Genomic DNA, 20,175 nt, shown 5'->3' on the forward strand with positions numbered 1-20,175 from the left:
TAGAGAGGTTCTCTGTAATTAAATAATTCCATGAATGACTTTTTTATCGCATTTTTAGTTGACGTCTATTGTTTGCTGGCATCCATCAACCAAACATAGTCATTCATTTTTTCAAACGTCACTTGAAAGCCTGCTTCGGTAAATAAATCTCGTATGACTGGTATCGTCGTGTAATATTCGCGCTCTAAATCGTCTGCTACAACATGAAACCCTCTTGCACGTTCTTTAGCAATTTGATCTTGCAGTGCTTGATCACTACTAAAGACTGTATCCGCAAAGATGATCTTGCCGCCTGTCGGTAACAGCTCCGCATACTTTTTTAGTGCGATTCCTTTTTCTTCGTTTGTCAAATGATGAAAGACATACGAACTTGTTACCGTATGGATTTGGAGACCATCCGTTTCAAAGTCTAAAAGATCCCCATCTTTAATTGGTATCGATGGAAAACGTTTTTGCGTTAACTGACGCGCAACACGATTCGGTTCGATCCCGATGACTTGATGGCCGGCATCAATTAATTTTGTTGTTAAGTTTCCTGTTCCCGTACCGAATTCGAGAACCGTTCCGATAACTTTCTGCGCAACCGCATTCAAAATCTCATCATACTTGTTAAACACATCACGGTATTCCGGATCTTCTCCAGCCACTGTTGCATCATAAACATGGATCCATTCATCAAAAATATCGATAAACTCCCTACCCATTATGCATCTCCCCCTCTTCCAAACATACTATTCCGACTAATTTAATATGTTTTGGGCACGGGGATGCTAATTGTAAAAATGAGTAGCTTGTCCTTTGCCATTTCATTTCACGGCCGACATCACTTGCAATTTACAACCTTCATCACCACTTGCAATTTGCAACTTTCACATTGGCGTTACTTGCGGTTTACAACTAATTACAATCATCGGATTAACCACATTGTCAATCATTTGTAAGTTGCAAGTTTAATTATTCTAACAATTGTAATATGCAAGTATTATAGAAAAGTGTACAGTCGTCTAATCCCTGCGTATTTTTTCTTCGAATGCCAGCAAGGATCGTGAAATGATTTCCCGCTCAAATTCATTCATTGACCCCATCATTTGTTCAAGCTGCCTTAGTATATTTTGATTGATTTGATCCGATTTTTTCTGTCCTTCTTCCGTTAATGATACGATGGAAATACGTCTGTCATTTTCATAAGGCACTTTTTTCACGAGCCCTTTCTTTTCCAATGTCCCCATCTGTCGCGAAAATGTCGTAATATCCATATCTACCGCAAACGCCACTTCTTGCATGGACGGATGATGCAGACGAGAAATTTCAAAAAGAATGGCACTTTGCACAACAGATAGTTCCCCGCTGCTTACACGGTGAATGCGCTGCATACTTTTTAATACATCATGGAAAATGTTCAGTTCCAGCATGATTCCCCCAGCCCCCTAATCTTGCTATAAAAAATGCGCCTGTATGAAAGGCGCGTTTTTATTATTCATATGAGATTTGATCATGATCTTGTAGTTGCACACTGTTTTTAAAATAGACCGTCGTACGGAGCCATAACTCATCGTCCACTTCCGTTTCCCACCGTTCGTCAGGAATGAGTTCAAATGGAATCATATACGTTTCCTTTGATTTGATTAAACTAACCATTTCAAACGATTGTTTTGAAATGACCTCTTGACGATCCATAGATTGCCCTGGCAACTTGATGAGCTCCAGCTCAATTTGTTGGATACGCAATTCGCTATCCGGTCCCTCAATATAAATTTTACCCGACAAGTAATCTCCAAATGCGATGTTTGGCGCATCGACAATCGTATCTACTTTAATCGGACCTTCTTCTATGCTAGATGAAAAACTATTCACCATATTTATTCCTCCCAAATTCCACTACGTCAATAATATAAAGTATACCGTAAATGCGAGAATAGAACAAAAAGCGCACGCACACACTGGCGTACGCTTTTTCACTATTCGCGTAAATCATAATGCATCTCTTCATCCTTTTCGAACTTATTATATCTTATGCGGAAAAGTTTGAACAAATGCGATACAACCACTTTCACTAATGCATAACCCGGAATTCCTAAAATAACCCCCGCCACGCCGAACAATGAGCCAGCTGTTAATAACACAAAAATAATGGTAATCGGATGCGTGTGCAATGATTTTCCCATAATTTGCGGCGATATGATTTTCCCGTCTATTAATTGAACAATCGTCCATACGACGGCCAATTTAATGAGCATAAATGGCGAAGTCACAATGGCGATGATAACAGCCGGTGTAATCGCAATCAATGGGCCAAGATAAGGTACGACACTCGTAAACATCGCAAGTACACCAAGCAATAATGCATAATCCATGCCAATGATTAAAAATCCGATTGATACCATGATGCCGATCGACATCGCGACAAAAATGAGTCCTTGAATATACGAACTAATTTGATGATCCGCATCTTTGAAAATGATTTCCGCATCATCCCGCAAGCGCGGCGGCAGCATACGGATGATCAGCTTCGGAAGTTTTTCGCCATCTTTCAACATATAAAAAAGTAAGAATGGAACCGTTACAATCGACAGAACGAAGCCCGTTAAAGCCGAAACGAAAGTCGTTACACCGCTCGCGATTCCGCCAATCGTATCTGTTAAAAACTTCCCAATATTTTCTAGTCCCGAATCAAAAAAGCTATGCACATTAATATCTAATTCCTTGTAATAAGATGAAAAAATGGAATTCCGTAAAAAATGATCTAAATTCAAAATCAATTGTTTAAAATACGTCGGAAACTCCTTGATCAAATTATTAAATTGTTCTTTTAAAAATGGCAGTACGAGTAGGACAAGCAGCGTGATGACCCCAATCGTACCAACGAAGATAATGAAAATCCCCCACACTCTTGGAATCTTCACCCGTTCTAATAGCCGCAAAATCGGCCGAAGCAAATAATAGGAAATCGTCGCAAGTATCACTGGCAAAACGACGGTCGAAAAAAAGATGCGAATCGGATAAAAAATAAAAGATACCTGATTGTAAATAAGAATGATGAATCCGATTAAAAGAATCGATACGAGCACAAATAATGTATTTCGACCGCCCAAAAATGAAATCATATTCGATGTTTTGCCGTCTCCCCTTTTTCTTTCTTTGTTGGAATCCATTTCAACTTCCCTTCTCCCTAAAAAACTGAACTAGGATCAAATTTTTGTCTAGCGATTGTCTACCTACCGGTTAATCCAGCTTCATATTTAAAAATTTTTCTAATTGCCCCCGATTTTTCTCACGATCAATTTCGATAACAGATCCCGCATGTGGATAATATTTAAATGCATAAGATCCCTCCACAGGAATCGTCATGGTCGAAATATTCGCCCCTTTTTTCAATAACAAGGAGAATGCGTACGAAATTTCGTCCTTCGACGTAATGTCGGTTTGGATATACCCAGAAAGCGCTCCGACGAGTTTCGGAATTTGCAGCACCGTCCCTGGTTTCATCGCCTCATCTTTAATCGCCTTTATGACTTCTTGCTGACGCGCGACACGCCCGAAATCTCCTTCTGCATCTGCTCGAAAACGTGCATACCCAAGTAACTCTTTTCCATTTAACCGCTTTTTACCTGGCAGTAGCGTAACCCCTATTTTCTCGGACATTTCTTTTTTCACATCAATCTCTACACCTTTTGGAAAAGTAATGTCGACAATCGATTCAAAATTGTCAAAGTCAACAATTGCATAATGGTGGATCGGTACCCCAAACATGCCTGTAATCGTATCCTTTATCGTTTGTACGCGTCCTAAATAATAAGCAGTATTAAGTTTATATGGCTTGTACCCGGGAATATCTGCATAAATATCACGCATAAAAGAAACGACACGCATGTCCCCTGCATGCTTATCCCATGACAACACCATCATTGTATCGGTCCGATATCGGCCGCTGCCATCATTATCAATCCCAAGCAATAGATAATTTTCAATAGACGTATAATTTGGATCTATCGCATCTCCTTTAAAAGATCCTGGATCGATCACATTTCCTTTTGCCATCGATTTCCCTTCTTGATATTGGAAATAACAAAAGAATCCAATGCCTACAAAGCAAAGTGTTGTAAATAACATGATGACTCTACCGATGCGAAGCTTTTTTCTTCTTCTTCTAGTAGGCCGTTCGTAATGATCTTCCATTTGTATTCCTCCAAAAATGAATCTCTTCACTTAAGACGTACATGAAGAGTCTTGGTTGCATGTGTTCATTATAACCATTTTATATCCCTGTTGAAACTGAGATACATCGAAGCTCCATTTTGAACTTCTAATGACCCAGGACTTTTCCCCAGTTCATTTAAAAACCGCCTGCATATGATACAAATAGATTTAGAAGGAAAGGCGGTGCTACGCATGGGCTATGAATGTGGAGAAGGTAGAGGCTATAACGCTTCTTTCGCTTTGATTGTTGTTCTGTTTATCCTACTTATTATCATCGGGGCTAGCTTCGTATACTAATCAAAGAAGTTCTATTTCATCATAACCGCTCATTGCCTCACCTTTTAAAGTAGAAAATCGTGGACCGTCTGGAAAGCAATCACCTTTCCATGACGGTCTTTTAAATATGTTATAATGAATCTATTTAATAATGAAAGGCGTTGGTGATCATGGCAAGTCAACTTGAAAAAGCAGCATTTGCGGGCGGATGTTTTTGGTGTATGGTGAAACCGTTTAAAGAATGGGATGGCATTCATGATGTCGTCTCTGGTTATATGGGCGGTCATTTAGAAAATCCTACCTATGAAGATGTAAAAAAAGGCGATTCAGGACATTTGGAAGTCGTGGAAATTACGTTTGATCCTTCCATTTTTACATATGATCAATTACTCGAAATTTATTGGCAGCAAATTGATCCGACCGATTCAGAAGGACAATTCCACGATCGCGGCCATTCGTATACGACGGCTATTTTTTACTATACAGAGGAGCAAGGTCAATTGGCAGAAGCTTCAAAAGAAAAACTTGCGGCAAGCGGCATTTTCAACAAGCCAATCGTCACACCTATTCGACCGGCAGAAACGTTTTACCGAGCAGAAGAATATCACCAAGATTATTATTTGAAAGACAAGGAATATTACGAAGCCGACCGTGCAAAATCCGGACGAGATGAATTTATTAACAAACATTGGGCGTGAAAAAAGAGAGATTGGAAGTGACATTCCAACCTCTCTTTTTCATGTCTTCTTATCGCCAATTAAAAATGTCAGGATAAACATGCCCATATAGAGCATCAACATAATGCCAAATGTATAGTGATGATTCGCCGTCCAGTCATAGACGAGTGCAATAATGAGTGGTAACAGTCCCCCAATGATGAAACCGCCTGTCTGCATCATCGCTGTCCAAGCATTCGTTTCATCCGCCGTATCAGTTTCATCTAACGGTAATAGTAACGCGATCGGAAACAGACCACCAAGCGGAATGCCCATGAAAACGGCGCCGACCCACATGAGTGCATGAATTCCGGTCCAGAAAAGCACAATCGACACGATACCCGACAGCACCATAAAGAGTAACCAGGTTTTACGCGCCGGAAAACGTTCCATCAGTAACGGCAAACCAATATTCAAGAAAATTTGAACCGTTGTCATCACACTTAACAGCGTTCCCGCCTCGAGCAACGTCATACCCGACGAAATCGCAATCGGTGCTAACCACGTAATAATCGAAAAGAAAGCGGATGACTGAAGCCCGAAAAACAAAAGAAACAGCCAAGCTTTGTTAGATTTCCACGGAGAGCTTGCTTTTTTTCGTTCTGCTTTTACAATAGCTTGTGACTGCTCTTGGACGACAACTTGGTCTTTCATGGCCAAAAACCACGAAAGTAATCCAATGACCGCAAGCACCGCCCAAATGCTTAACGCAAATCGGTACGAATTCGACCACTCAAAAAAGACCGCCGTTAGCCCCGCACTCACGGCTGACCCAACCCCCATACCAAATGAATACACCCCAATGAGCGAAGCCGCCCGATCTGGAAAGTTTTGCTTAATCATCGCCGAAATTAACGGACCCATGATGGCAATAATAATCCCGACAAGAAAAGCCGTCCCGATGAGGATCGCAAAGCCCGAAATGCTTCTGAAAGCTGTCGTTACACCTAACAGAATAATCATCAGATACATCGTTTTCTTGAGGCCAATCCGACGATGAAACACAGGCGCCAATGTCGCAAAAATCCCCATGCAAATGACAGGAACAGCTGTCAATAAACTGACTTGTGCATTCGATAATGTTAGCTGTTCACGGATCGTTTCCAACATAGGCCCAATCGATGTAATCGCTGGCCGCATATTCATCGACAATGCAAAAATAGCGAAAATAATCAACAGCCGATTTTGTGTTTGGGTTTGTTCAGACATGATTTAATTCCTACTTTCCAAATTGCAAATAACCTTACCTATTGTAAATGTACAAGCACTTACTTGTATATAGTTTCGCTCAATTTATTTGTTGCCTCTTCCCTTCTCTACTTACAATCCGCTCCAAGATTCTTAGTCCATCAAATGCGGATCGACTCAATAGCATTGATTCTCTAATTCTACTTCCTATTTTATATATTTACAAAGTTACCATTAAGTGTTAACCTTTAAAGCATATTGGTTAACACAAGTTAAGCAAGGAGGAAAAAGCTGATGACACAACATTTTTGGGTTGTGGGGACAGATACAGATGTCGGGAAAACAATTATCACTACATACTTCATGCGGTATCTTCAGGCGCAAGGTAAAAATGTTCTTCCCTATAAACCTGTACAAACAGGCATCATCAGAGACACTTCGCGTTCTTATTACGGCGATACGAATTTTTATCAATCGTTCACTGAAAAAGAATTCGTTACAGAACATTTGAATAGTTATTCTTTTCCGGAGCCAGCATCCCCTCATTATGCGGCACGCTTAGTCGGTACAACTATTCAACAGAATGTCATTTTGGAAAAAATTCAACAGTTAACCTCACTGTATGACCATGTCATTTGCGAAGGCGCGGGCGGATTATTCGTTCCGTTGGATTCAGAGCGCAATGTGCAATTGATCGATCTGATTCAGGAATCACAGCTGCCTGTCGTACTCGTTGCCCGCACGACAGTCGGCACGATCAACCATACGCTATTGTCGATTGAAGCATTGACAAGCAGAAAGATCCCGATTGCGGGTCTTGTATTGAATGCTTTTGAAGGGTCCGAAACAGAAAAAGACAATATCCAAACGATTCAAGAGCTGACAAAATTGCCGATTCTCGTCTTCCCTCGCTTAACAACTGTAGCGGAGTTAAAAGAGGTACGAGTAGAAAACAAAGAATTTTTTGAAAGGTTGTTACCGACATGAACACAATGCTTTCAGATTTACAAAGAAGAGATTTAAACCACGTGTGGCATCCTTGTTCTCAGATGAAAGATTACGAGGATTTTCCACCGATCGTCATTAAAAATGGAAAAGGCATTTATCTAACGGATGAAAATGGCAAGCAGTATATGGATGCCGTGTCTTCTTGGTGGGTGAATTTATTTGGACATGCAAATGAACGCATTAGCACCGCCCTAGCCGAGCAAGCGCTTCAATTAGAACATGTCATCTTTGCGAACTTCACACATGAGCCGGCTGTTTTATTAGCCGAAAAATTGGTGGAACATACGCCGGACGGTTTGGAGAAAGTGTTTTTTGCAGATAGCGGATCAGCCGCCATCGAAATTGCATTGAAAATGAGTTTTCAATACCATCAGCAAAAAAACAAGCCCAATAAAAAACGTTTTCTTGCTTTAACAGATGCCTATCACGGTGAAACGCTTGGTGCACTTTCGGTCGGCGGCGTCGGTCTATATAATGAAGTCTTTCAACCGCTTTTGTTAGACACTGTACGTGCACAAGGTCCTGATTGCTTCAGATGTCCATTTAACGAGAACCCGGAAAGTTGCAGTGCTCCTTGTCTTTCATTCGTTGAAGAAAAATTAAAAGTGCATCACGAAGAAATTGCCGCGATTATTATCGAACCGTTAATCCAAGCAGCTGCGGGAATGAAAATGTATCCGCCGACGTATGTGAAGCAGTTAAAAGCGCTATGCGAACAGTACGATGTTCACTTGATCGCAGACGAAGTCGCGGTAGGGTTTGGTCGGACAGGTACGATGTTTGCGTGTGAACAAGCGAAGATTACTCCGGATTTTATGTGCTTATCGAAAGGATTAACAGGCGGTTACTTGCCGCTATCGGTCGTCTTAACGACAGATGATGTGTATGAGGCGTTTTACGATGACTATGAAACGATGAAAGCATTTTTACATTCGCACAGCTACACAGGAAACCCTTTAGCATGCCGGGTCGCACTAGAAGTTCTGAAGATTTTTGAAGACGACAATTATATAGAAGCAATTGGATTGAAAAGTGCCTATATGCGGGAAATTGCTACAGAAGTATTCGAAGATCATCCGTATGTCGGCGAATACCGACAAGTGGGGATGGTTGGAGCGATCGAACTTGTGAAAGACAAAGTGACAAAAGAGCCTTTCCCGAGCAGTGACCGTGTCGGGTATCACATTTACAAAATCGCTTTAGAAAATGGCTTATTGTTACGACCATTAGGAAACGTCCTCTATTTCATGCCGCCTTATGTCATTACAAAAGAAGAAATGGAGAAAATGATTTCCATTACAAATGAAGCGATTCAACAATATTTCGAAACTGCAGAGGTGATGGTCGTTGAGTAGACACGCAACTTTTTCTTTGGTCACTGTCTCTTTATTCGCAGCGTTAACTGCAGTCGGTGCCTTCATTAAAATTCCATTGCCCTATGTTCCCTTTACATTACAAATTTTATTTACTTTTATGGCGGGCAGTTTACTGGGCAGTAAAAAAGGGATGCAAAGTCAATTGGTCTATGTCGCGATTGGGTTGGCGGGCCTCCCTGTCTTTACACAGGGTGGTGGCATTGGCTATGTGTTGCAGCCGACATTCGGGTATTTAATTGGCTTTATCGCGGCGGCGTTTGTCGTCGGTCGGATCATTGAGCGCATTCAAAGTCCGAAGACGCATCATTTTGTGATCGCCAATCTTACGGGTTTGTTCGTCGTTTACTTAATCGGCGTTCCGTATCTTTATCTGGCGCTCAATCTATGGCTAGGTGTTCCAAGCAGCTGGGCACATATCATCATGATTGGTTTTGTGTACAGCGTTGGCGGCGACATAGTCATTTCCGTACTGACGGGGATCCTCGCGACTCGCTTATATAAAGCAGTTTTTTCCATTCGAAATAACCAAATTGAACTGACAAGGGAGAGTATACGATGAATTGGATTCAATTAGCACAAGAAGTCCTTGATGGGAAAATCATAAGTAATGAGGAAGCACACAGCATTTTAAATTGCGATGACGATGACCTGTTGCTTCTATTAAATGGTGCGTTTCACATTCGCAAGCATTACTATGGAAAGAAAGTAAAATTAAATATGATTATCAACGCAAAAAGCGGCTATTGTCCGGAAAACTGCGGGTACTGTTCCCAATCCTCCATTTCAACAGCCGAAATTGAAAAGTATCCTTTCATTACAAAAGAAGAAATTTTAGAAGGTGCCAAACGCGCGTTTGACAATAAAGTCGGAACGTTTTGCATTGTCGCGAGCGGCAGAGGACCAACGCGAAAAGACGTTAGAGTCGTCAGTGAAGCGGTGGAGGAAATTAAAGAGAAATACGGTCTTAAAGTTTGTGCTTGTCTAGGAATTTTAAAGGATGAGCAAGCCGCACAATTAAAAGAAGCTGGCGTAGACCGTTATAATCATAACTTAAATACATCGGAGCGCCATCACTCTTATATCACAACATCGCATACGTATGAGGACCGGGTCAATACCGTTGAAATTGCAAAAAAACATGGCATTTCACCTTGTTCCGGTGCGATTATCGGCATGAAGGAAACAAAAGAAGACGTCATCGACATTGCCCGCGCGCTTCGCGCGTTAGATGCCGACTCGATTCCTGTTAACTTCTTGCATGCGATTCCTGGGACAAAATTAGAAGGTGTGCAAGAACTAAACCCGCGGTACTGTTTGAAAGTGTTAGCCCTATTCCGTTATATCAATCCGACGAAAGAAATCCGCATATCGGGCGGCCGCGAAGTAAACTTAGGTACGTTGCAACCGTTGGGATTATATGCAGCGAACAGCATTTTCATCGGCAACTATTTAACAACAGACGGACAACTGGCGAATACAGACTATCAAATTTTAGAAGACTTAGGGTTTGAGATTGAATTAATGCCGAAGCAGGAAGAAGTGTTTTCTTCTTAACCAATTGTCGACAAAGGGCTGCAAAAAGACCTTTTGTCGACCTTTTTACTCAGTCGTCAAATAATTTTACTTTTCAGTTAAACGTGGTGTACATTGTTCTAAAGATAGAAAACTACATTCATTTTTTAGATGGAGGTATTTCATGGGGTTTTTAAATGCATTGTTAGGAAATGCTTCGACAGCTAACAAGGAAGATGTGATAAAAGAAGTAGAACCAATCCTTTCAGACCAGGAAGAGGTAGATGTTGCGTTTAAATTGATTCGGGATTTAATCATGTTTACAGATAAGAGAATGATTCTCGTCGACAAACAAGGATTGACTGGAAAAAAGGTTGACTATCATTCAATCCCTTACAGAAGCATTGCTCATTTCAGCGTAGAGACAGCCGGCCGTTTTGACCTGGACGCTGAGTTAAAAATATGGGTGTCAGGATTAGCTAACCCTATTCAAAAACAATTTAAAAAAGACAACAGCATTTACGACATCCAAAAAGTATTAGCGAATGTCTGTGTCTAATACTGACTAATCCGCCCTCCGCCGGGCTTTTCTTTTGCCAAAAAACAAATCATCCTCTCCCCTAGATCAACACCAAATTCTCCGCAAAATAAAAAAAGCCACCATAAATGGTGACTTTTTTTCACGAATATGTTAAATGACTTGATGTTCCGAATATCTTAAGACGAATTATCGCCGCGGTAGTATTCCTGAAACCTAAACGACGTATGCCCTACCTCTCATACATCCTTACGACTCCGAAGTCGATCCAGTGTGATTAGTTCTTAATGATTCATCAAGAACGCCAAAATTAGTACTTTCATCTATGATATTTCAAGTTTATTCGATTAGCATTAAACCATCATAACACTACTAACTGATAAAGTAAAGCAAAATTATTGGAATCCGATCGACACTGCTCCCAAGTAAATTTAATGGATAATTAACCATTTAACCGATTGTGCGGGGAGGATTAGAATTATAGGTTAGACTATATGCGGACGATACTTTTTTATATGCACTAGCGAGTTTTATTATGTTCTCGTTATATACACCGTCGTTTTTTCTTGGATAAGTTAGATTCATCGGCAAAATGACTGGAATAAGAAAGCAAAAATTTAATTGGCTTTTTATCACATATTTTGTATTGAGTCCATTGTTTTTTTGGGGGCAGGTTTCCGCTATTCCCTTATCCCCCTACTCCATCAATCATCGTTGTTCCTATGGATTAATTCGTGCTATAATAGGAGCATTGTGAATTTAGGAGGATTTCGAATGATTGCAGTGAGTAATGTAAGCCTTCAATTCGGCGATCGCAAGCTGTTTGAAGATGTGAATATACAGTTCAACCCTGGACATTGTTACGGTTTAATCGGTGCGAATGGTGCAGGTAAATCGACGTTTTTAAAAGTTTTATCGGGTGAAATTGAGCCGCAAACTGGAAACGTCATTATGAACAAAGATGAGCGTATGGCCGTTTTAAAACAAAACCACTTCGAGTACGAGGAAAACGAAGTACTTGATACGGTCATTATGGGTCACAAACGTCTGTACGAAGTAATGACTGAAAAAAATGCGATTTATATGAAAGAAGATTTCTCCGATGAAGACGGCATGCGCGCAGCGGAGCTTGAAGGTGAATTCGCGGAGATGAATGGTTGGGAAGCAGAATCTGAAGCGGCGATTTTACTTCAAGGTCTTGGCATTTCTGAAAATCTTCACCATGTCAAAATGGCCGAGCTTACGGGTTCCGATAAAGTAAAAGTGCTTCTTGCACAAGCATTATTCGGTAAGCCTGACGTTCTTCTTTTGGATGAGCCGACAAACCACTTGGACTTAAAAGCAATTCAGTGGCTGGAAGAATTCTTAATTGAATTCGAAAACACAGTCATCGTCGTATCCCACGACCGTCATTTCTTGAACAAAGTATGTACGCAAATTGCGGACTTGGATTTCTCGAAAATTCAAATTTACCCTGGTAACTATGATTTCTGGTATGAGTCCAGCCAATTGGCACTGAAAATGGCGCAAGATCAAAATAAGAAAAAAGAAGAGAAAATTAAAGAGCTTCAAGCGTTCGTTGCACGTTTTAGCGCAAACGCTTCGAAATCCAAACAAGCGACATCCCGTAAAAAGGCACTTGAAAAAATTGAGTTGGATGACATTAAACCGTCTTCCCGCCGCTATCCTTTCGTTAACTTCCAAATCGGACGTGAAATTGGTAACGACGTGTTAACGCTTCAAGATGTTACAAAAACAGTCGACGGCAAAGTAATGATTAAAGATGCAAACTTTACGCTTAATAAAGAAGACAAAGTCATTTTACTCGGTAACCCGCTTCAAAAAACAGCACTTCTCGAATTGCTGGCGGAAGAATCACAACCAGATTCCGGGACGATTAAATGGGGCGTTACGACATCCCGCGCTTACTTCCCGCTCGATAATAGCGAGTACTTCAATGGAAATGAAGAAACACTCGTCGAATGGTTGCGTCAATATTCCCCGGAAGATCAGACAGAAACATTCTTACGCGGATTCCTTGGTCGTATGCTCTTCTCCGGTGAAGAAGTAAAGAAAAAGCCATCTGTCCTTTCAGGTGGAGAAAAAGTTCGCTGCATGCTTTCAAAAATGATGCTTTCAAGCGCGAACGTTCTGTTGCTTGATGAGCCGATGAACCACTTGGATCTTGAATCGATTCAAGCACTCAACAACGGTCTCATCGCATTCAAAGGCGCAATGGTCTTTACATCGCATGACCAACAATTCATCCAAACGGTCGCAAACCGTATTATCGAAATCCGTGAAGACGGGACGATTTTCGATAAAATGATGAATTATGAAGAATACCTTGAGTGGAAAGAGAAACAAGAAAAACTAGCTTAATTGTAAAGTCGTTTCCTTCGGGAGACGGCTTTTTTATTTCCCAAAAAAGCATCTGTAACACAACCGCATGAAAAACATCTAATTGGGTAAACCAATTGAAAGGAGTGTGTTTTTAAATGAAACGACTACATCTTTTCATTTACCTATTACTAGCAGTAGTCATTTTTGCTGGGTGCTCTAAAACGAGCACGAATCTTAATAATTCCGGGGAAAGTACAGGGACGGCAACGAAAGAAGATGAAACAGTTTACAATGGCGTAGACGGGAAAAACGCTGATCAGGATAACGGGGAAACAAAAGATAAAACAGATGCAGAAATCTCGATGTTAGATTTTTTCTTACCTGACGGCACAAAAGCGCATTTTAAAGGCGAGGGCAATGAATTTGCATCGCTTGATATCGATGTCGCTCATCCTTATGAAAACTATATCATCGTCCATGAAAATAACGGCGGCGCACTCGTTCAACGAGTTTATAAAATCCAAGACCACCAAATTTATTTACTCGATACGCAAGCCGTCGATATGGAACAGGATTTTCCTTCGCTTGCAGATCTTGATGCAATGACGCCCGCAGAACTTTATATCGATGCCCCACTTACAAAAGGGAAAAATTTTGGTAATTGGACAGTCGTCGATACAAATGTATCTGTAGAAACACCATACAAAACGTTTGATGATGCAACAGTCATTGAAATGAAAGAAAAAGATTCCGTCAATCGCAAATACTTCGTCCCTGGTTTCGGTGAAGTAAAACGCGAAACGATCATGGATTTAGAAGAGGGTGAAGTGGCTGTCACCTCAATGCTCGAAACAATTTATGAATGAAAAAAGAGGTGCCATTTTAGGGCACCTCTTTATACGTTCGGTACGAATTATAGTTTGGAAACGTTTGCAGCTTGTAGACCACGATTGCCTTCTACAACTTCAAACTCAACTTGTTGACCTTCGTCCAATGATTTGAAACCTTCCCCTTCGATTGCAGAGAAGTGAACGAATACGTCATCTTCACCTTCAACTTCGATGAAGCCGAAGCCTTTTTCTGAGTTAAACCATTTTACTGTACCTTGTTTCATGTGAACAAACCTCCAAATAACTTTAATAATAATATACAAATTTTCCCAAAAAGAAAAATTCACATATTACAAAAAGTACCGACAACGCCGATCACTTTTTGTAATATGTGAATACGTTTACTTCGGTAAATCCGTGTCCCGACAAGCGTCCAATCATACAACTGATCGCACGAAAAATTTTCAATTGTTACTGCCAATATATCATAACTACCATTTTTGTCAACTCAAAACAATAAATATTCAAATTATTCCACCATACTTAATAGCCTAACCATTTTACTGTTCAAATATACGGTGTGGCTTTCCATCTTTCATAAGAATCACACCATGGTAAATTTGCTGGTCATCATCGCATCCATCACAATAAACTGTCTCTGTTTTTGTCCAAAATGCATAGAAGCAATTCTTTCGCATCTCTTCATGTTCATACTGATTGCGAAAATCTCCCAGCATTTGTTCCAAATAGCTTCGTGCTTCTTCTATCGTATGAAAACTTTGTCTGGACCGAATCATTTCTTCCCAATCTTCAAACATCCACCACGGCTCATAATCTGCTTTCATATAAATAACTTCATACATATTCGTCTCCCCCACTACAATGGCTGAATGATTTTCATTTTAGCAAAGTTCATGGGTTTGTCTATTATTATGCTTGAAAAAGGAATTGATTCAAAACAAATGTGTGCATCCTGTTTTTCGGGTATAATTAAAGAAGCAATTGAAACTTTTTATATTTAAAAACGTATGTAAGATAGCGAAAGGAGGTCTGCGATCGATGAAGCAACTTAAACAATTTTTCGTCAGACACTTCATCACAGCACCAATTAGTTTTGGATCATGGATCTATTTTATTCTAGGTGCGGGCATGAATTTCTATGTGGCAACAGGCCTATTATTAGCCATATATGCCGGTAGTTCATTTTCGATTAAACAAATTCAGATTGCATCCGACTTGAAGCAGCTCAGAATGACCCGATCCGAATTCAATCATATAAAAAAACAAATTTCAGAAGCCAAGCTCAAACTGAAACGATTGAATGGCCTCTATGGACAAGTTCGGTCGATCCAAGCTTTTCGTCAGCTTCATGAAATGAATACACTTTCTCGTAAAATTTTAAATATCGTTCGAACGAATCCTTCAAAATTTTATCATGTCGAAAAATTTTTCTATGCACATTTAGATTCGGCAGTTGAGTTGACATCTAAATATGCGATGCTTGTGAATCAACCGCTAAAAGACACAGAACTTCGCATCGCATTAAACAATACGCGAGAAACGTTGAACGATGTGAACAAACAATTAGAGCAAGATTTGCGCAGTGCACTCTCAACAGATATCGAACAGCTACAACTGGAAATCGACTTTGTCGATGCGACGATGAAACGAAACAAGCCGCTGCTTGAAATGAAAGGGGACCCCCACAACGATGGAAAATAACACAGCCCAAAATGAAGTGAAAACATTTGATGACTTACTAGACAATCCATTTGATATACAGGAATCTGTTTTAACGAAAGAAATGCCTGTAGAAGTTGCCGAAAGCGGAACTCCTATTAAATTGATCGACCGACTTTCAGATGAAGAAAAAGCAAAAGCGAAACAGCTTTCGGACCAAATTCCGGTTGGCAATTACGAAGCAATTTTGACATATGGCACGAATGCGCAAAATGAATTGTCTAAGTTCTCCCATCAAATGCTGGATCATGTGCAAAGTAAAGACATTGGTCCAGTCGGAGATATTTTGAAAGATTTGATGGATAAACTATCAGATATCGACCCAGAAGAATTATCGGAAAAGAAGAAATCAGGGTTAAGAAGACTCTTCAATCGTGCGACTCGCTCGATCCAAGAAATGATGACGAAATATCAAAAACTGAGCACCCAAATTGATCGAATCGGTGTTCAATTAGAACATTCCAAGCGCGGTTTAATGGAAGATGTTCAAATGCTTGACCGGCTCTATGAACAAAACAAAACCTATTTTCAAGCTTTGAATGTTTACATTGCGGCAGCTGAACTAAAACGCGATGAAATCGCCAATGTTCTCATCCCAGAAATGCGCAGACAAGCAGAAGCTTCGAATGATCAAATGGCGTACCAGGAAGTGAATGACATGGGCCAATTTTTAGATCGGTTGGAAAAACGATTATATGATTTACAGTTATCTCGTCAAATCACCATTCAAAGTGCCCCGCAAATACGGATGATCCAACAGACAAATCAAACGCTTGCCGAAAAAATTCAGTCATCCATTATGACGTCCATTCCATTATGGAAAAATCAAATTGCCATTGCGCTCACATTAAATAGGCAGCGTAAAGCGGTGGAATCTCAAAAACTTGTAACGAAAACGACGAATGACCTGTTACTCAAAAACTCAGAAATGCTTAAATTAAATTCCATCGAAACCGCTAAAGAAAACGAACGCGGTATCATTGAAATCGACACCTTAAAGAAAACACAGGAAAACTTAATCCAAACAATCGAAGAAACACTTCTCATTCAAGCAGATGGCCGCGCGAAACGCAAAGCGGCAGAAGTAGAAATTTCACGAATGGAAGAAGAACTAAAACAGCGCCTGTTAGCTGTCCATGAAAAAACACAAAACCGCCCTTCTTAAGGCGGTTTTTGTTGTTCATGTATTCCGAATGACAATTGCAAGCAACTTTCGTAAAATTCGTAATGTTTGATCCGCAAAATCCTCTACAGAACTAGACGAGGCGGTTTTATGTCCAAACATCGTCGAAAAGACTGCTCGCTGATCCTCTGTTGGCTCATCCGTCGATAAAAATAAATGAATAACCGATATGCCTTTCTTCTCAGTTTCTATGACTGCTTCGGCCGTATCCAAAATACCGTTTCGATCATAACCGAATGCAGATGGCTCGCCATCTGAGAAAACGAGTAAAAACTTATGCTTTTCTGGGCGGCTTCGCAGACGATCTGCCATCCAGCGTATCGCAAAACCGTCGCGATTATCTTCATGCGCATCGAAGGATAAAATGGACAATCCGTTATCCCGATTGCGATCGGAAAACGAATGCATCAGTTCAAACACATTCGGCTGCTCGTCTTTTGACGCATGATACGCATCTTCATAATACGAAGAAATTTCATGACTCACTTGCAATTGACGTAACACATCATGGAAAAGTAAAACCGCTTTTTTCGTTTCATCCAATTTATCGATCATCGAAGCCGACCCATCGACCAAGAGGCCAAACACCGCGTCCAACGCAATGGAAGGCGCATTTTTCCGGTAAAACGGCTTCGGTCGTTCATCGACAACCATCGTTGTGAGCTTTGTCGATAACCTTCCTTTCATAAGCCTTTCCCGCTTCGAATCTTCTTTCAAATCGATTCGCTTTTTCATTTCTTCTACAAACGAACGAACGAAAGGCTTTTGCTCTTCTCGCCAAATCACAAGCTTTTGTTTACTATCATGATCCTGTATCGGTTCGAGTTGCTTTTCTTCATACACGACATTCAGATGCTCTTTCCCAAATATTTTTCCGGCCTTTACTTTTCGTTCACGTTGGTCTTTTTTATCGCTTTCAACGTCCGACCAACGATCGCTGTCATCTCCTTCTGATTGACCATAGCCCGTTTCTTCAATTTCGGCTTCTTCATTTCCAGGCGTAGCATCATTTGCATCACTTTTTCCTGAACGGCCATGCTCCAATTCATATTCTAAGTGAATGCCAGACTCGTCTTCACTTTCCCGATGCCAGGAGCGGAACACTTCTTCGATCGTTTCCTTTCGTTCCTCTTCCCCTCTTTCAGCATCCGCCATTCCTTTATGGTAATGAAACACCGTGTTTTCTTCGGTAATCGAATCCCCGATGGCATAAAATTGGAACGTTAAATCGTTTTCGAAGGATTGCTCCACAATGCCGACGATTCTTTCGGCTAAGTAAATATTATCTTGTGTTGTTTTCGAATCATAGGCATGCTGTAAAACAGATTGAATCAGTGTAATATCGATCGGATCCCAATCGACTGCTGTTTCCGCAAACATCCCTTCATGTAAACTGATGAACAATTGATTCATCATCGCTTCTGCCAAAAATCCTTTTTGCATATTCGCTGACAATCCATCTCGATGAAAGCGAAGATACGCATTACGCCGTACGTCAAAAGCATTTTCAGTTCCGGGGCGCTGCTTTAAGATGACATCCATTAATCGAAATTCTTCCAGCATCAGTACAACTTCAGCCATAAATTTTCGCAACGGATGCGCTCGGTACTCTTCCATCATTTCGAGCCATGGTTTCACACTGAACCATTTCCAAAAGCCTGCCGTTAACAGATAAATATCGGAAAGACGACCCGCATGTATAACATCTTCCGCCCGATGACGCCAAAAAACACTCATGGAGACTGCGCCTTCTTTAGGTCTGAATTCTAACAGTTTTCTTTCGGTCAATTCAAGATAAGGTGCATCTGCGAGCGCTCGGCCCAATCGCTCATACAATAAAAGCGTACGTGCATCTACCGTTTCATCGTTAAATTGGATGAATCGATTCATTTTCACCATAGCAATCGCCTCATTTCACCCATGTTTCGAGTAATTCCATGACCAATTCCCGTTCAATTCGATCCTCCAGTTTTTCAGCAATCGCGTATTGAACTGCACGCTTAACTGGAATATGTTCTGCCAGACCCAATGCATCTAGTAAACTCCGAACCGACGCCGCTTCATCGGAAAGCATCCCATTCACAACTTGTTTCCGCAAATCTTCACCAATTGCTAAAAATGTTTCAACGAGCTGTGTGGAACTATGAGGTAGTGTTTCTTCCATTACTGTTTTCAATTGGTCTCCTGTTAAATACGGAACAGAAAACGAAACGAAACGGTTTTTCAATGCTTCGTTCATCGGAGAAGTTCCAACATAACCTTCATTAATTGCCGAAATGACAGTAAAATTTTCATGGGCAAAAATGACTTCGCCTGTAAATGGATTTGTCAGCATGCGGCGGTGATCGAGTACACTGTGAAGAATCGGCAGCGTTTCAGGTTTTGCCATATTAATTTCATCAATATATAAAATATGTCCTTTTTTCATCGCTTGAATGACAGGACCTTCAACGAATTCGATGAAAGTTTGTCCATCCTTGCTAATAATTGTTTTAAAGCCTAGTAAAGATTCCGCATCTAAATCGACAGAGCAGTTGACGCTATGCATGGGCTGCCCAAAATAATGGGAAATTGTTTGCGCTAATTTTGTTTTTCCTGAACCCGATGGTCCTTTTAATAAGACCGGCTTTTTCAACACAACGCTGACGAGTACATCTTCCCACAAATAAGGATCCGGAGACACGTAACCACCTTCTTGAACTAACTGTCCGTCAGCAGTTGAATGGTCGATACTTTTCCGCTTTTGCTGTTCTTGTTCTACCAAGCTGTTCATAAAAAAACCTCCCGTAATGAGTTCACGTAAACTTCATATAAAAAACCCGGTACACCATATGGGGTACCGGGAATTGTTTCGTCTAGCTTCGGGCGCCAAACGCTTTTGTTTCGTCTAGCTCCGGCGGCCCAGCTCCTCGAGTCGCTTCGATCTTGAAGCGAAAGGCAAAAAACGCCTTCCGTTCAAGCTCTCCAGCGCTTGTCGGAGCTAAACGGGCCGCCGGAGCTTTTGGTTATTCAAAATATGTCTTATAATAGCCTCCGACTTTACCGGTGTTGTCGATGATGAAAACGAATTCTTCTGTTTCGTTTTTCACTTCATACTCCTTCCCCGGTGTGAGAACATTTGTTACAACATATTTTTCGGCGTCGGCATGTTTACAAACTACCGTTCGAAGCGTTGGTGCATCCGGCCAGTTTTTGAAATTCATTTTTGAATCAAGCCTTCCAAATTTAAATTGATCTATCCATTTTGTTCCATAATTGTAAGAACATC

The 20,175-nt window shown here is 40.8% G+C and carries 22 protein-coding genes; 11 read left to right on the top strand and 11 right to left on the bottom strand.

Translation table 11 applies throughout. The features are described from left to right. Positions 1–65: 65 nt before the first annotated feature. The 5 genes from AU377_RS07505 to AU377_RS07525 all read right to left on the bottom strand — a co-directional run bounded on the left by AU377_RS07505 (position 66) and on the right by AU377_RS07525 (position 4,176). Positions 66–704: a bifunctional 2-polyprenyl-6-hydroxyphenol methylase/3-demethylubiquinol 3-O-methyltransferase UbiG gene (locus AU377_RS07505; protein ID WP_067406411.1), complete on the bottom strand. Its 639-nt coding sequence runs from the start codon at positions 702–704 to the stop codon at positions 66–68. Positions 705–1,004: 300 nt separating this feature from the next. Beyond that, positions 1,005–1,412, bottom strand: coding sequence for a MarR family winged helix-turn-helix transcriptional regulator (locus AU377_RS07510; protein WP_067406414.1), 408 nt, complete (start codon positions 1,410–1,412; stop codon positions 1,005–1,007). A 61-nt stretch (positions 1,413–1,473) separates the two neighbouring features. Beyond that, the gene (locus AU377_RS07515) at positions 1,474–1,857 is read right to left on the bottom strand and encodes a sporulation protein (RefSeq protein WP_067406417.1); all 384 of its coding nucleotides are present in this window, start codon (positions 1,855–1,857) and stop codon (positions 1,474–1,476) included. 101 nt (positions 1,858–1,958) lie between these two features. Then, positions 1,959–3,152: an AI-2E family transporter gene (locus tag AU377_RS07520; protein WP_067406420.1), complete on the bottom strand. Its 1,194-nt coding sequence runs from the start codon at positions 3,150–3,152 to the stop codon at positions 1,959–1,961. Between the two features lie 70 nt (positions 3,153–3,222). Beyond that, positions 3,223–4,176: an LCP family protein gene (locus AU377_RS07525; RefSeq protein ID WP_067406423.1), complete on the bottom strand. Its 954-nt coding sequence runs from the start codon at positions 4,174–4,176 to the stop codon at positions 3,223–3,225. Between the two features lie 213 nt (positions 4,177–4,389). On the opposite strand from AU377_RS07525, the gene AU377_RS15285 reads away from it, so the two are divergent. Together AU377_RS15285 and msrA are read left to right on the top strand one after the other, a co-directional pair. Continuing rightward, on the top strand, positions 4,390–4,494 hold the full coding sequence (locus AU377_RS15285) for a YjcZ family sporulation protein (protein ID WP_156450407.1): 105 nt from the start codon (positions 4,390–4,392) through the stop codon (positions 4,492–4,494). 149 nt (positions 4,495–4,643) lie between these two features. Continuing rightward, the gene (gene msrA, locus AU377_RS07530) at positions 4,644–5,171 is read left to right on the top strand and encodes a peptide-methionine (S)-S-oxide reductase MsrA (protein WP_067406426.1); all 528 of its coding nucleotides are present in this window, start codon (positions 4,644–4,646) and stop codon (positions 5,169–5,171) included. 39 nt (positions 5,172–5,210) lie between these two features. On the opposite strand, the gene AU377_RS07535 is transcribed toward msrA, so the two are convergent. Further along, positions 5,211–6,398, bottom strand: coding sequence for a CynX/NimT family MFS transporter (locus tag AU377_RS07535; RefSeq protein WP_082731963.1), 1,188 nt, complete (start codon positions 6,396–6,398; stop codon positions 5,211–5,213). A 273-nt stretch (positions 6,399–6,671) separates the two neighbouring features. Here AU377_RS07535 and bioD point away from each other — a divergent pair, with 273 nt between their 5' ends. The 7 genes from bioD (at position 6,672) to AU377_RS07570 (ending at position 14,020) form a co-directional block, all read left to right on the top strand. Further along, positions 6,672–7,364 (top strand): dethiobiotin synthase, encoded by a 693-nt coding sequence (gene bioD / locus AU377_RS07540; protein WP_067406431.1) that lies wholly within the window; start codon positions 6,672–6,674, stop codon positions 7,362–7,364. Then, entirely contained in the window at positions 7,361–8,740 is a 1,380-nt protein-coding gene (gene bioA, locus AU377_RS07545; RefSeq protein ID WP_067406433.1) for an adenosylmethionine--8-amino-7-oxononanoate transaminase, read from the top strand. The genes bioD and bioA overlap by 4 nt, the downstream gene beginning before the upstream one ends. Then, on the top strand, positions 8,733–9,320 hold the full coding sequence (locus tag AU377_RS07550; protein WP_067406436.1) for a biotin transporter BioY: 588 nt from the start codon (positions 8,733–8,735) through the stop codon (positions 9,318–9,320). Before bioA ends, AU377_RS07550 begins: the two co-directional genes overlap by 8 nt. Continuing rightward, a complete protein-coding gene (bioB, locus tag AU377_RS07555) occupies positions 9,317–10,315 on the top strand; it encodes a biotin synthase BioB (RefSeq protein ID WP_067406439.1) in 999 nt (332 codons plus the stop codon). Before AU377_RS07550 ends, bioB begins: the two co-directional genes overlap by 4 nt. A 142-nt stretch (positions 10,316–10,457) precedes the next feature. After that, the gene (locus AU377_RS07560) at positions 10,458–10,832 is read left to right on the top strand and encodes a PH domain-containing protein (protein WP_067406442.1); all 375 of its coding nucleotides are present in this window, start codon (positions 10,458–10,460) and stop codon (positions 10,830–10,832) included. Positions 10,833–11,585: 753 nt separating this feature from the next. Continuing rightward, positions 11,586–13,193 carry an ABC-F family ATP-binding cassette domain-containing protein gene (locus AU377_RS07565; protein ID WP_067406445.1) on the top strand — a complete coding sequence of 536 codons (1,608 nt, stop codon included), beginning with the start codon at positions 11,586–11,588 and terminating at the stop codon, positions 13,191–13,193. Between the two features lie 116 nt (positions 13,194–13,309). Further along, complete coding sequence (locus tag AU377_RS07570; RefSeq protein WP_067406448.1) at positions 13,310–14,020, top strand: hypothetical protein; 711 nt, start codon at positions 13,310–13,312, stop codon at positions 14,018–14,020. Between the two features lie 47 nt (positions 14,021–14,067). Here the strand turns inward: AU377_RS07570 and AU377_RS07575 are convergent, their stop codons facing one another. Together AU377_RS07575 and AU377_RS07580 are read right to left on the bottom strand one after the other, a co-directional pair. After that, positions 14,068–14,268: a cold-shock protein gene (locus AU377_RS07575; protein ID WP_067406451.1), complete on the bottom strand. Its 201-nt coding sequence runs from the start codon at positions 14,266–14,268 to the stop codon at positions 14,068–14,070. 276 nt (positions 14,269–14,544) lie between these two features. Beyond that, positions 14,545–14,847, bottom strand: a complete 303-nt coding sequence (locus AU377_RS07580) for a DUF1033 family protein (RefSeq protein WP_067406454.1) — start codon at positions 14,845–14,847, stop codon at positions 14,545–14,547. A 196-nt stretch (positions 14,848–15,043) separates the two neighbouring features. Between AU377_RS07580 and AU377_RS07585 the strand changes: the two genes are divergently transcribed. Together AU377_RS07585 and AU377_RS07590 are read left to right on the top strand one after the other, a co-directional pair. Next, a complete protein-coding gene (locus AU377_RS07585; RefSeq protein ID WP_067406457.1) occupies positions 15,044–15,706 on the top strand; it encodes a 5-bromo-4-chloroindolyl phosphate hydrolysis family protein in 663 nt (220 codons plus the stop codon). Further along, positions 15,696–16,889 (top strand): toxic anion resistance protein, encoded by a 1,194-nt coding sequence (locus AU377_RS07590; RefSeq protein ID WP_067406460.1) that lies wholly within the window; start codon positions 15,696–15,698, stop codon positions 16,887–16,889. The genes AU377_RS07585 and AU377_RS07590 overlap by 11 nt, the downstream gene beginning before the upstream one ends. A gap of 15 nt (positions 16,890–16,904) precedes the next feature. Here the strand turns inward: AU377_RS07590 and AU377_RS07595 are convergent, their stop codons facing one another. From AU377_RS07595 to AU377_RS07605, 3 genes are all read right to left on the bottom strand, one after another. Next, positions 16,905–18,806, bottom strand: coding sequence for a nitric oxide reductase activation protein NorD (locus AU377_RS07595; protein ID WP_067406463.1), 1,902 nt, complete (start codon positions 18,804–18,806; stop codon positions 16,905–16,907). Between the two features lie 10 nt (positions 18,807–18,816). After that, positions 18,817–19,680: an AAA family ATPase gene (locus AU377_RS07600; RefSeq protein ID WP_067406466.1), complete on the bottom strand. Its 864-nt coding sequence runs from the start codon at positions 19,678–19,680 to the stop codon at positions 18,817–18,819. Between the two features lie 232 nt (positions 19,681–19,912). Beyond that, complete coding sequence (locus AU377_RS07605; protein WP_067406469.1) at positions 19,913–20,110, bottom strand: DUF6501 family protein; 198 nt, start codon at positions 20,108–20,110, stop codon at positions 19,913–19,915. Between the last annotated feature and the right edge of the window lie 65 nt (positions 20,111–20,175).

Origin of the sequence: Sporosarcina sp. HYO08 (assembly GCF_001563475.1) — a bacterium.
Classification (GTDB): Bacteria; Bacillota; Bacilli; order Bacillales_A; family Planococcaceae; genus Sporosarcina.